Source organism: Prevotella sp. oral taxon 317 str. F0108, assembly GCF_000162415.1.
GTDB lineage: Bacteria > Bacteroidota > Bacteroidia > Bacteroidales > Bacteroidaceae > Prevotella > Prevotella conceptionensis.
On record NZ_GG740084.1, the window covers coordinates 1 to 13,784 of the forward strand.

Genomic DNA, 13,784 nt, shown 5'->3' on the forward strand with positions numbered 1-13,784 from the left:
TGCCGTCTTCTATACATTCATGGCCTGTTGCAGGGAGGCAAGGATAGAACCTTACGGATGGTTAAGGCGCGTCTTAGCGAAACCTTTGCTGGACATGAAGGAGGATGAGTTGATTAAACTACTGCCCATAAACTGCAAATAACATAAAGCCCTTATATGACGCCCGTCATATAAGGGCTTTTTTGTGAAGTATCAATACGGCGAATTTTGGATGCTTACAGTCAAGACAACTTCGCTAACTTTTTAGTTGGATTGTTGTTTGTTTTGAAATTTATGTTTATTTTTGCCTTAACAAAGGCAAAGGCACTTTGTTTGCGATGATAGCACGCAACAAAAAAGGCGGATGCTATGAGGTTTCCCTAATAACACCCGGCTTATTTGTTTCACAACGGAATAATCCTTATTGTGATTTGCTTGAAATCGTGCTGCAAATTTAATGATAATATCGCTAACTGCAAAACAAATTTCAATAAAATGAAAAATATTTTAGGTTTAGACCTGGGCACGAATAGTGTTGGCTGGGCTTTGATTTCTGTTGACGAGAATGGCAATCTAGTGAAGGACATCCGCTTGGGAAGTAGAATCATCCCCATGAGTCAGGATGTATTGGGTAAGTTCGATTCGGGAGTTACCGTGTCGCAGACGGCTGAACGCACTGAGTATCGCAGCCATCGCCGTCTGTTGGAGCGTGCACTCTTGCGCCGAGAGCGACTTCATCGTGTTCTTCACCTGTTGGGCTTCTTGCCAGAACACTATGCTGCGTACATTGGATGGGATAGAAACGATAACGCCACCTATGGCAAGTTCTTGCCCGAAACAGAACCTAAGCTAGCGTGGCGAAAGGCAGACGATGGGGGGTATCGTTTTATTTTCATGCAATCCTTCGAAGAGATGCTCCACGATTTCAAGGCAAGTCAGCCTTCCCTCGTTGCCAACGGCAAACGCATTCCATTGGATTGGACACTGTATTATCTGCGTACGAAGGCCTTGACAAAGCCAATTGCTAAGGAAGAGTTGGCTTGGATATTGCTTAACTTCAACCAAAAACGCGGCTATTACCAGCTGCGAGGGGAGGAAGAAGAGGAAACACCAAGCAAGCGCGTGGAATATCACGAACTAAAAGTGGTGAAAGTGGAAGCAACCGACGAAGGTAAGGGCGGCAATGTTTGGTATAACGTGCTTTTAGAGAATGGCTGGGTTTATCGCAGGCAAAGCAAGTATTCGCTAGAAAAGTGGCTGGGCCAAACGCTTCCGTTTATCGTCACTACCGATTTAGAGGCGGATGGCGTTACACCCAAACGCGATAAAGATGGTAATGTGAAACGTTCGTTTAGGTCGCCAAAAGAAGACGATTGGACGCTGGTTAAGAAACGTACCGAAGACCATTTGGAGAAATCGGGCTTAACCGTGGGCGCATTTATCTACCATCACCTATTGGCAAACCCCTCAGACAAGGTGCGCGGACAACTTGTGCGCACTATCGACCGCAAATATTACAAGCGCGAATTGCAGGCGATAATAGCCAAGCAGATGGAGTTTCATCCCGAATTGTGTGATGCCGAATTGCTGAAAGCATGTGCCGAAGAGCTCTATCGGAACAACGAGGCACACCGCGCACAGCTTCTCGCAAAAGACTTTAAGCACTTGCTTGTAGAAGACGTGCTGTTTTATCAGCGTCCGCTGAAAAGTAAAAAGTCGCTTATAGCCAACTGTCCGTACGAAACCCGCCAATATATTAATAAGGAGACGGGAGAAATAAAGGATGTGAACGTGAAGTGCATTGCCAAGTCTAACCCTTATTTCCAAGAGTTCAGATTGTGGCAATGGATAAGCAACCTTAGACTTCTGCGCCAAGCCGATGGTCAGGACGTAACCGCAGCGTACATAAAGGGCAATGAAGACAAGGAGCGATTGTTCGACCTGCTCAACAACCAAGGCGAAATAAAGCAAGAACACATCTTGCGCGACTTCTTGAAATTGAAGAAACCAAAGGGTGGCGAATTCCCCTTGCGTTGGAACTATGTAGACGACAAAATTTACCCTGCCAACGAAACGCGCCATGCCATAAACAAAGCCATTAAGGGCATGGCCGTGGATAAGGAGGAGAAAGAAACGCTTGGGCAGCTGCTTGATCAGCCTGCCGTAGCGTATATGCTTTGGAACTTGCTCTACTCCATTACCGACCGCAACGAGCTTGCCAGAGCCCTGCGCCGTTTTGCCCTTACGCATGGTGTTTCTTCTGTCGATGCCTTTGTGGAATCATTCTTGAAGGTGAAACCCTTTAAGAAAGAGTATGGTGCCTATTCGGAGAAAGCCACCAAAAAGCTGTTGCAAGTAATGCGACTGGGCAAGTATTGGTGCGGCGACGAATTGCCCGAACCTGCTAAGCGGACGAAAGGCAATAAGCAAGCCGTGTACGATGAAATGGCTCATCGTGGCATTTGCAAGCAAACCTTGCAAAACATCAGCAACATCATCGAAGAGAATATAGACGAGCGGTTGATGGGTGCGCTTCTTAATCCTGAAAGACCACTAACGGAGTTGTCTCATTTCCAAGGCTTATCCGTCTCGGATGCTTGTTACGTGGTGTATGGGCGACATTCGGAAGTGGCCGAAATAGTCAAGTGGAAAGATGCAGACGAACTGAACACCTTCATCAACAACTTTAAGCAACATTCTATGCGCAACCCCATCGTAGAGCAATGTGTGCTAGAAACTTTGCGCACGGTACGCGATGTGTGGGAGCAAGAAGGGCAGATAGACGAGATACACGTTGAACTTGGGCGCAATATGAAACGAACGGCCGAACAAAGGGCGCGCGACACCCAGGCCATACAGCGCAACGAAAACACCAACATGCGCATAAGCTTGCTGCTTACCGAATTGAAGAACGACCCTAGCATCAGCGATGTTCGGCCTTATTCGCCTTCGCAACGCGAATTGCTGAAAATATACGAAGAGGGCGCATTGGAGAACTTAACCAACCAAGACGAAGACATCGCTAAGATTTCTCGTTTGGCACAACCATCCGCTAGCGAACTGCGCCGCTATAAACTGTGGCTCGACCAAAAGTATGTGTCGCCATATACGGGTAGGCCCATCCCTTTGGCCAAGCTGTTTACCCCTGCCTACGAGATTGAACACATCATTCCGCAGAGTCGTTATTTCGACAATTCGTTCTCAAATAAGGTTATTTGTGAGGCCGAGGTAAATAAGCTCAAAGATAACCTTTTGGGAATGGAGTTTATTAAGAAATTCGGTGGAAAAACAAAGGGCATCCTTGACGAGGAGGCCTATAAGCTGCACGTTACGACTAACTATGCACACAACCCCGCAAAGCGAAGCAAGCTGTTGATGGAAGACTTGCCCACCGATTTTAATTCGCGACAGCTCAACGACACACGCTATATCAGTAAAACGGTGATGGCACTGCTTTCTAATGTGGTTAGAGAGGAAGGAGAACGAGAAACGCGTTCGAAACATGTGGTGGTGTGTACGGGCGGCGTTACCGATACGCTGAAAAAAGATTGGGGCTTGCACGATGTGTGGCACAATTTGGTTTATCCGCGTTTCATCAGGCTTAACAATCTTACAGGCAGTCAGAACTTTGGGTATTGGAGATACTTGAATGAGGAGAATAGTAAGAAAGGGGAAGATAGTAAGAAAGTGTTCCAAATCACTTTACCTCCTGAATGCCAACGCGGATTTGTGAAAAAGCGTATCGACCATCGTCACCATGCTATGGATGCGCTGGTTATCGCCTGCGCATCGGCCAACATTGTTAACTATCTCAATAATCAATCGGCTGCCAATCCGCATATTCACGAGAACCTTCAACGCCTGCTATGCGATAGAAAGCGCGAGATAAGAAAACCTTGGCCAACCTTTACGCAAGATGCCCAAGCGGCACTTAAAGACCTTGTTGTTAGCTTTAAAAATACGGTGCGCGTGGTGAATAAGGCCTCCAACACGTATCTTCGTTATGATAAGGATGGGAAGAAGAAACGATTTAAGCAAGAGGGTGAGGGACTGAAAGCCATCAGGAAACCCATGCACAAGGAAACCTACTATGGCGAGGTGAACCTTATCAGGAAAGAAATGGTGCCTTTGAAACGCGCTTTGGATGATGTCAACGCCATTGTAGACAAAGAATTGCGTGCTAGCATAAAGGGTCTTCTGCGTGATGGCTTTAACCCCCAACAGGTTTTGGCCAACTTTAAAGCTAAGGACTTTAAGTTTGATAAGCGCGATATAAAGAAGGTGGAAGTGTATGTTAGTTCGGAAAAATCTACGCCCATGGTGGCCACGCGCAAGTCGTTGGATACGTCTTTCAATGCCAAACGCATTGCCGACATTACCGACACGGGCATTCAAAAGATTTTGCTAAACTATTTAAAGGCGAACGATAATTCTCCCGAACAGGCCTTTACGCCCGAAGGTATCGCCTATTTGAACGAGCATATTGCCGAATATAACGACGGAAAACCGCATCAACCCATATTGAAGGTGCGTGTATCAGAGGTTAAGGGGGCTAAGTTTGCAGTGGGACAGACGGGGTCGAAGAAAGATAAATTTGTTGAAGCGCAGTCTGGAACCAACCTTTATTTCGCTATTTATGAGGATAAGGAGGGAAAACGGCACTTTGAAACCATTGCCCTTAAGGTAGCTGCCGAAAGATTAAAGGATAAGCAAATGCCTGTTCCAGAAATTAACGATGCTGGCCTACCTCTTAAATTCTACCTGTCGCCAAACGACTTGGTGTATGTTCCCACAGACGAAGACCGCGCTACAGCGCATCCCTCAATAGACAAGATGAGGATATATAAGATGGTGAGTGCTACTGATAGACAATGCTTTTTCTTACCATTTACAGTTGCATCTGTTATAAGTAATAAGGTGGAGTTCGAAGCTTTGAACAAAATGGAACGAGTATTAGACGCTAGTGAATATTCTTCTGCATACGACAGTTCTCATGTTAACAAAGTCATGGTAAAGAACGTGTGCTGGAAGTTGGAAGTAGACCGACTTGGTAACATCACAAAAATTGTGAGGTAATGATTAAGAAGACACTTTGTTTCACTAATCCCGCCTATCTAAGTCTGCACCAATGCCAGTTGGTTATCCGTCTGCCCGAAGTGGAGGAGAACGAAAGTCTGAGCAATGTGCTGAAAGAGCAGGCCGAGCGCACCATCCCTGTGGAAGACATTGGGGTGGTGGTGCTCGACCATCGGCGCATAACCATCACTTCGGGCGCGCTCGATGCCTTGCTCGAAAACAATTGTGCGGTGATAACCTGCAATGCGCAAGGGCATCCAGTGGGGCTACTTCTTCCCCTTAGCGGCAACACCTTGCAAAGCGAACGCTTTCGAGAGCAGATAGATTCTTCTCTGCCTTTGCGCAAGCAGCTATGGCAACAAACCATCAAACAGAAAATTGCCAACCAAGCTGCAGTTCTGCGGGGCGTTACAGGTAACGACGAAAAGTGCATGCAGGTGTGGGCAGAGCAGGTGCGAAGTGGCGACCCCGATAACATTGAGGCGCGTGCAGCAGCTCATTATTGGCAGCATCTTTTTCCCGAACTTCCGCATTTTGTTAGGGCACGCGAAGGCGAGCCGCCCAACAATTTGCTGAACTATGGCTATGCCATTCTGCGTGCTGTGGTGGCTAGGGCATTGGTTGGTAGTGGATTGTTGCCCACTTTGGGCATTCATCATCACAATCGCAACAATGCCTACTGCCTCGCCGACGACATTATGGAGCCTTATCGCCCTTATGTAGACCGCCTAGTGCTCAACATTATTCGCACAAATGGGTGTGTGGCAGAACTCGCTCGCGAGTTGAAGTCGCAGTTGCTTGTTATTCCCACACTTGATGTGGTTGTCAATGGGAAAAGAAGTCCGCTAATGATAGCCGTTCAGCAGACCACGGCCTCGCTCTATAAATGTTTTTCGGGCGAGCTACGCCGTGTAAGTTATCCTGAAATGTAATTTGCTTATGTCAAACCTTAGCCGTCTTAATGAATATCGTGTTATGTGGATATTGGTGTTTTTCGATCTCCCAACAGAAACGAAGAAGGATAAGAAAGCATACGTAGACTTTCGCAACCTTTTGCAGCGAGATGGGTTCACCATGTTTCAATTCTCCATCTACCTGCGGCATTGTGCTAGCATGGAGAATGCGGAAGTGCATATCAAACGGGTGAAAAACTCGCTCCCCAAGTATGGCAAGGTTGGCGTTTTGTGTATAACAGATAAGCAATTCGACAACATTCAGCTCTTTTATGGCACTAAACCTCATAAGCCTAACGCACCTGGGCAACAGCTGGAATTGTTCTAACACTTCATATTATTAGAAAGAAGAAATCCCACTCCATACGAGTGGGATTTCTTTTTGCAGTCTCATTTTTTTTATTTCTTAAATCTTTGTATCTGTTTGTAGTACAAATAGATATGGTATTTAAGTTGTTTGCGATACTGCAAAAGTACGAGTTTTCAAGCAAATCACAACCGCAAGGAACAAACATATCTTCATGTGTCCGTTGTTTGCGATACTGCAAAAGTACGAGTTTTCAAGCAAATCACAACTCTAATTATTATCTTGCCGTTTAGTTTTTGTTGTTTGCGATACTGCAAAAGTACGAGTTTTCAAGCAAATCACAACTAGAGAACAATCGTAATTATCGTTATGCAAGTTGTTTGCGATACTGCAAAAGTACGAGTTTTCAAGCAAATCACAACTGTTGTCCATACTAGAATAACTTATTATGTGTTGTTTGCGATACTGCAAAAGTACGAGTTTTCAAGCAAATCACAACTGTTTGCAGCAAAAGAAGAAACTTGCCGATGTTGTTTGCGATACTGCAAAAGTACGAGTTTTCAAGCAAATCACAACTTGGTTATGGCTATCCTGTGAAGGCATCTAGTTGTTTCCGATACTGCAAAAGTACGAGTTTTCAAGCAAATCACAACCATGTGGTCCAAGGTTAAGGAGATGTTTGGGTTGTTTGCGATACTGCAAAAGTACGAGTTTTCAAGCAAATCACAACCTATCATTCTGTTTATTATTTTCTCTCTGAGTTGTTTGCGATACTGCAAAAGTACGAGTTTTCAAGCAAATCACAACTACCTGTCGGCGTATAGTCTGTAATGGTCTTGTTGTTTGCGATACTGCAAAAGTACGAGTTTTCAAGCAAATCACAACCTATCGGGCTGTGTGGAATAATTCACACCAGTTGTTTGCGATACTGCAAAAGTACGAGTTTTCAAGCAAATCACAACCAACGCTTGCGCCAAGATAATGGCAAACCAGTTGTTTGCGATACTGCAAAAGTACGAGTTTTCAAGCAAATCACAACCAAAATGGTACTTGACCAATTCAAAAAGGAGTTGTTTGCGATACTGCAAAAGTACGAGTTTTCAAGCAAATCACAACAGCCTGCGCAGTATGATATTGTTCGTCAAAGTTGTTTGCGATACTGCAAAAGTACGAGTTTTCAAGCAAATCACAACCCACATCGTGCGGTGGTGTGAAATACTTTGGTTGTTTGCGATACTGCAAAAGTACGAGTTTTCAAGCAAATCACAACTTATGATGGTGCTTTGTCCTTTTGGACAAGTTGTTTGCGATACTGCAAAAGTACGAGTTTTCAAGCAAATCACAACGCTCCTCGGCATCTGCCTTTTCGGCGGCAAGTTGTTTGCGATACTGCAAAAGTACGAGTTTTCAAGCAAATCACAACATGTCTGAGTATATGCCTCTTTATCTTCAGTTGTTTGCGATACTGCAAAAGTACGAGTTTTCAAGCAAATCACAACGGACAATCGCGCGTATGCGTGCTCCTTTGGGTTGTTTGCGATACTGCAAAAGTACGAGTTTTCAAGCAAATCACAACTAACTCTTCTCTGCTCATTTTACTTTATTGTTGTTTGCGATACTGCAAAAGTACGAGTTTTCAAGCAAATCACAACTACCTCGATAAGACTTTCGCCAAACTTGTTGTTGTTTGCGATACTGCAAAAGTACGAGTTTTCAAGCAAATCACAACCGGCTTTCAGTTCTTTAATTTCAGACAAGTGTTGTTTGCGATACTGCAAAAGTACGAGTTTTCAAGCAAATCACAACATACGGACAGCAGCACCACGGCTACCGCGTGTTGTTTGCGATACTGCAAAAGTACGAGTTTTCAAGCAAATCACAACTTCGATAATGAGGTTATTGCAAGAGAAATTGTTGTTTGCGATACTGCAAAAGTACGAGTTTTCAAGCAAATCACAACAGCCTGACAAGAAACAGGAAACAACCTTAGTTGTTTGCGATACTGCGAATGTACGAGTTTTCAAGCAAATCACAACATCAGCGGTGCCATAGCGCATCATGACATGTTGTTTGCGATACTGCAAATGTACGAGTTTTCAAGCAAATCACAACAGGTTTCTTGCTGCTTTTCGGTTTTGGTAAGGCCGCGCAAATAGCTAGGATATTCGGCAATCATATCATCATACGCTTTGGTGTAGCCCTCAACATCATTGTTTTCCCACTCTTCAATCGTATTATAGGGACTATCCGTAAACTTTTCTGTCAAACGTTTTTGCACATAGTCCTTTTGCGACAAGATAGTTTCGTTTGTTTCTTTCTCTTCTTTTTTAAGGTTTTCTGCTTGCGTAACAGCAGAATTATCCTTATCTTTGTTATTTGGAGACTGGCTGCCACCAGAGTTGATAGGTTGTTCAGCGGGCATATTGGCAGGTGTGTCTAGTGCTGTCGACTTATAAAGCAACCTATCAATCTTCAATTTATTTCTTAATTATTTTTCTCGGATAAGGTGTGAACTTATTGAGACTTCTTTCTCATCCTTAGAAATGGTAACGCTTTCAAAATGAACGAATGTAGTACCTTCCTCCTTTTGGAAAGTCTTTATAAAAGGTAGGAACTACTTCTCTCATATTGTTTGCTATACTGCAAACGCACGGTATTTCAAGCATTCGCACTTACCTTGAACGTACTTCATAATTTTAGTCTTGGCCTTCTTGCCACCAAACACGCCCTTGATGTGTACGCCACGGGTCAATGCGATATTTTTTTGTTGGCCCATACGCTAAGCCCCTACAAATTTCATCGCCCCTGAGCTTGTTGTCTTCGTCATTCCATCCCCAATAGTTGCCGTATTTCATTCCACCAAACACATCAGCAGACAGTTCAGACTCGCTGGCTATCTCCTTGTCCGTGTGGCCATTCATTGCAAACTGTTCAATGAACTTGTAGAAATCGGAGCTATCGTAATAGTGCTAGGGTTTTACTATAACTTTTTATGTTTATAATTTGCTTTTATCGAATATTCTCTTTACATTTGCAATATAGATTGATGGTCGCATCGGTAGCGAGGCACCCGAAAGGCTGCATATTGCAAGGTTCAACTCCTTTGCCAATCTACTTAGGGGCTTAGTTGCCCCTATTTTATTTTCTTATGTTGTGTGCATCCATCTTGTTTTTATCTACCACTTCGATAGACACCGCTCCCCCACGGCACCAAATAATCCTGCAGCCATGTCTTCTAATGATGGCCACCTATTGTTTATAGCGATAAAACCCTAGGTGGAACAGCGGCTGCGACTACTTACCCACAGCCTTAAAGCTCATATCTAGCCCCTTAACACTATGTGTAAGTGCTCCAAAAGAGATGAAGTCCACACCAGCTTGCGCGTAGGGAATCATTGTTTCGAAAGTAATTCCGCCACTCGACTCCGTTTCACAGCGACCGCCAACCATCTCAACCGCCTTGCGAGTAGCCTCAGGCGTAAAGTTGTCGAACATAATTCGGTCGCATCCTTCGTGCAACGCCTCTTCCAGTTCCTTAAAGTTCCTTACCTCACATTCTATTTTCAAGTCGTCCTTGCCATTCTCCCTGCAATACCTCTTTGCCATCGAGATGGCATTATGCACGCCGCCGCAAAAATCGATGTGGTTGTCTTTCAGGAGAATCATATCAAAAAGGCCAATGCGATGATTCATACCTCCGCCAATCTTTACCGCCTCCTTTTCCAGCATTCTCATGCCCGGCGTAGTTTTGCGTGTGTCTAGTACGCGTGTCTTAGTTCCCGCATCAATCAGCGCTTGTTGGTACTTGTGTGTCATGGTGGCAATGCCACTCATGCGCTGCAAGATGTTGAGCATAAGACGTTCCGTTTGCAACAGACTCCGTGTACGGCCTTTCACGCTCATGGCAATGTCGCCAGGCTTCACCCGCGCACCGTCTTCTATATATACCTCTACTTCAAGTTCGGGGTCGAAGTTGTGGAAAACCTTCTTGGCAACGTTCACACCGGCCAATATTCCTTCTTCTTTTATAAGCAATCTACTTTCGCCCGTGGCCTCAGCCGGTATGCAACAAAGCGTGGTGTGGTCGCCGTCGCCGATATCTTCGCTAAAAGCAAGTTCGATAAGCCTGTCGTTAAGCTCTTCTACTGATAACATGATAATTCCAAATTAAGTTTATAAGCCCAGACGTTTGGATATTTCCAGCATCTTCTCAATGGGTTTAATAGCCTTTTGTGCCACTTCGGGTTGTACCTCGATGGTAGGCCACTCGTATTTCAAACAATTGTATAGTTTATTTAGCGTAATAAGTTTCATGAAGTTGCATTCGTTGCAGGCGCAGGTGCTGTCGTCGGGCGGAGCCGGGATAAAGGTTTTCTGCGGTGCCGACTTTTGCATCTCGGTCAGTATGCCGCTTTCGGTGGCCACGATAAACTCTTGTGCGTCGTCTGCGATACTGTATTTCAGTAGGGCCGCCGTACTTCCCACTTTATCGGCGATGTTGATGACGGGACCTTTACATTCGGGGTGGGCCAATATCTTGGCACCAGGATGTTCTCTTTTCAATTGCAGTATCTTCTCAACCGAAAACTTTTCGTGCACATGGCAAGCACCATCCCACAACACCATCTGCCGACCAGTAAGTCCGTTAATGTAATTGCCCAGGTTTCTGTCTGGCCCGAATATGATGGGCGCGTCTTTCGGCAAAGCGTCTACTATTTGTTTGGCGTTACTGCTTGTTACCACGATGTCGGTTACCGCCTTGGTTCCTGCCGACGTGTTTACGTAACTTATCACCGTATGCCCAGGGTGAGCCTTAACAAACTGCTCGAAGTCTTCGGCGGGACAACTCTCTGCCAACGAACACGAGGCGTTCAGGTCTGGGATAAGTACGGTCTTCTCTGGGCAGAGAATCTTGTTTGTCTCGCCCATGAAGTGCACCCCGCACATAACGATGATGTCGGCATCCGTCGTTGCAGCCTTCTGTGCCAACGCCAAACTGTCTCCAATGAAGTCGGCCACCTCTTGTATTACGCTCTCTGTGTAATAATGCGCCATGATAAGCGCATTTTTTTCTTTGCACATCCTGCGTATTTCCGCTTTGATGTCTGTCTTTTCAGAAATGGGTTCGTCTATAAAACCCAGTTCCAACCATTTCTTGTCTACCATGTGTATATAGTTATAATGCGAGAAAACGCAATGATGTTTCTCAAACAATAATTCTTTTATTTCCCCACCTGCTCATTGTTGGTCGTAGGCATGCTTGGGATAGTCCACCGTGTAATGCAGTCCTCTGCTCTCCTTCCGCTCTATGGCCTGCCTTGTTATCAGGTAGCCCACGTTTATCATGTTACGCAATTCGCAGATGTCTTTCGTTGCCGTAACCCGTTTAAACAGTTCTTCTGTCTCTTCGTACAGCAAGTCAAGCCTGTCCCATGCCCGTTTCAGTCGTAGGTTGCTCCGTACAATGCCAACGTAGTTGCTCATAATCTCGCCAACCTCCCTTACGCTCTGGGTTATCAGCACGTGTTCTTCGTTGGTTAGGGTTCCTTCGTCGTTCCATTCAGGCACCTTTAAGTTAAAGTCGTAGTTGTCTACCGTAAGGAGCGCGTGTTCTGCGGCCGACTGGGCATAGACCACAGCCTCAATCAGCGAGTTGCTGGCAAGGCGATTTCCTCCGTGCAAGCCCGTGCACGAACATTCGCCTACGGCATAAAGCCGGCTGATAGAACTTTCCCCATTTAGGTCTACCTTAATTCCGCCGCACATATAGTGTGCGCTAGGGCATACGGGTATGTATTGTTTTGTGATGTCGATACCCATGCTAAGGCACTTTTCGTAGATATGTGGGAAATGCCGTTTCGTTTCTTCGGCATCTTTGTGTGTCAAGTCAAGGCATACATAGTCCAGGCCGTGTATCTTCATTTCGTGGTCGATGGCTCGTGCCACGATGTCTCTCGGTGCAAGCGAAAGTCGTTCGTCGTATTTCTGCATGAACTCCTTTCCGTTTGGCAGTCTAAGCACAGCCCCATAACCGCGCATCGCCTCGGTGATGAGGAACGCCGGATGTGTTTCCGACGGATTGTATAGAACGGTGGGGTGGAACTGCACAAACTCCATGTCTGCCACGGTAGCCTTAGCGCGATAGGCCATTGCAATACCGTCTCCCGTGGCAATTACGGGGTTAGATGTCATGGCGTAAACCGCTCCCACGCCGCCGGTTGCCATAAGCGTAACCTTGCTTAAAAACGTGTCTACCTTTTTTGTTTCGGGGTTCAGTATGTATGCGCCATAGCATTCTATGTCGGGTGTTTTGCGTGTAACCTGTACGCCCAAGTGGTGTTGCGTGATAATCTCAACGGCATAATGGTTTTCTAGCACGGTAATATGCTTGTTCGCCCTCACGGCCGCCATCAGTCCGCGTTGAATTTCGAACCCGGTATCGTCGGCATGATGAAGAATGCGGAAGTCGCTGTGTCCGCCTTCGCGGTGCAAGTCGTACTCCCCATTTTCGTTCTTATCAAATTGCACGCCCCATTGCACAAGCGCTTTGATGGCATCGGGTGCATTGCGCACAACGTGTTTCACGGCGGCCAAGTCCGAAATGTAGTCGCCGGCAACCATCGTGTCGTTGATGTGCTTTTCAAAATTGTCTACGTCAAGGTTGGTTACGGCCGCCACTCCGCCCTGCGCTTTGGTCGTGTTAGTTTCGTCCAAAGTTGTTTTGCACACAAGGGCAACCTTCCCTTTTCCGCTTTTTGCCACACTCAGTGCGTAACTCATGCCTGCTATACCGCCGCCGATAACAAGGAAGTCGAACTTTTGTATCATAAATGTTTTGTTCTGATATTAATCAAATAGTTGCTGCAAAGGTAATAAAAAGCTATAAGTTAGCGCAAGGAAGTTTAATATAATCCCTCTTCTTTTTTCTTTTAGGCAAGTTCTAAGAAACACCACCAGTGTATTTTAGAGTATGCCGTTACGGAGAAACAGCTAAAAGCCGAGCAATTGGTAACTATTCAGCGATACCCAATATATGCACTGTATATATTGGGTATCGCTGAATAGTTACCAATTGCTTTCATTTCTTTATATTTGAAGTCGTCTTGACTTTTTATACTTCTATAAATTGAGAGGAGTTTATTATCTTTGTGCTACAAAACCAAGTTAAACACTCCTCTCATGTACGAAGTACTGGACAAAGATACAATAAAATCTGAAATTCTGCCGCATTTGTCTGTGGCAAAACATGGGTGTTTGGACGAAAACGTCCCACCTGCATTGCGCATTCATGAACGTTGGGGAATGGTGGCCAACAGGAACACAACGCTAAGCATACTGTTGTACAAGATAAATTCTTCATACGTATTATTAACGGCTACTGCCTGTTTTCTTTTCTCACTTCTTTCATTCTTCTTTTATAGGCTTTCCAATCTTTCTTATTTTCCCATAAATACCTTCTCAGTTTACCA

The 13,784-nt window shown here is 45.3% G+C and carries 7 protein-coding genes, 1 pseudogene and 1 CRISPR repeat array; of the genes and pseudogenes, 4 read left to right on the forward strand and 4 right to left on the reverse strand.

The genetic code is table 11. The annotated features are described in order from the left end of the window. Window positions 1-474 precede the first annotated feature (474 nt). Genes cas9 through cas2 form a run of 3 tightly spaced genes read left to right on the forward strand, consistent with a single transcriptional unit; the run spans window position 475 to window position 6,336 of the window. Window positions 475-5,055, forward strand: a complete 4,581-nt coding sequence (gene cas9 / locus HMPREF0670_RS14945; protein WP_044078500.1) for a type II CRISPR RNA-guided endonuclease Cas9 — start codon at window positions 475-477, stop codon at window positions 5,053-5,055. Next, complete coding sequence (gene cas1, locus HMPREF0670_RS14950) at window positions 5,055-5,987, forward strand: type II CRISPR-associated endonuclease Cas1 (protein ID WP_009231973.1); 933 nt, start codon at window positions 5,055-5,057, stop codon at window positions 5,985-5,987. Before cas9 ends, cas1 begins: the two co-directional genes overlap by 1 nt. Window positions 5,988-5,994: 7 nt before the next feature. Then, the gene (gene cas2, locus HMPREF0670_RS14955; RefSeq protein WP_009231974.1) at window positions 5,995-6,336 is read left to right on the forward strand and encodes a CRISPR-associated endonuclease Cas2; all 342 of its coding nucleotides are present in this window, start codon (window positions 5,995-5,997) and stop codon (window positions 6,334-6,336) included. A 124-nt stretch (window positions 6,337-6,460) separates the two neighbouring features. Further along, window positions 6,461-8,427: a CRISPR direct-repeat array (repeat unit 47 nt; unit sequence GTTGTTTGCGATACTGCAAAAGTACGAGTTTTCAAGCAAATCACAAC). Window positions 8,428-9,011: 584 nt separating this feature from the next. Here cas2 and HMPREF0670_RS14965 read toward each other — a convergent pair. The 4 genes from HMPREF0670_RS14965 to nadB all read right to left on the reverse strand — a co-directional run bounded on the left by HMPREF0670_RS14965 (window position 9,012) and on the right by nadB (window position 13,143). Further along, the gene (locus HMPREF0670_RS14965; RefSeq protein ID WP_009231979.1) at window positions 9,012-9,236 is read right to left on the reverse strand and encodes a hypothetical protein; all 225 of its coding nucleotides are present in this window, start codon (window positions 9,234-9,236) and stop codon (window positions 9,012-9,014) included. A 373-nt stretch (window positions 9,237-9,609) separates the two neighbouring features. Next, window positions 9,610-10,470: a carboxylating nicotinate-nucleotide diphosphorylase gene (gene nadC, locus HMPREF0670_RS14970; protein ID WP_009231980.1), complete on the reverse strand. Its 861-nt coding sequence runs from the start codon at window positions 10,468-10,470 to the stop codon at window positions 9,610-9,612. An 18-nt stretch (window positions 10,471-10,488) separates the two neighbouring features. Continuing rightward, complete coding sequence (gene nadA / locus HMPREF0670_RS14975; RefSeq protein WP_009231981.1) at window positions 10,489-11,481, reverse strand: quinolinate synthase NadA; 993 nt, start codon at window positions 11,479-11,481, stop codon at window positions 10,489-10,491. A gap of 72 nt (window positions 11,482-11,553) precedes the next feature. After that, on the reverse strand, window positions 11,554-13,143 hold the full coding sequence (gene nadB, locus HMPREF0670_RS14980; protein WP_009231982.1) for an L-aspartate oxidase: 1,590 nt from the start codon (window positions 13,141-13,143) through the stop codon (window positions 11,554-11,556). 351 nt (window positions 13,144-13,494) lie between these two features. Between nadB and HMPREF0670_RS17345 the strand changes: the two are divergent. Beyond that, window positions 13,495-13,784: pseudogene (locus HMPREF0670_RS17345) on the forward strand (hypothetical protein); the annotation flags it as partial.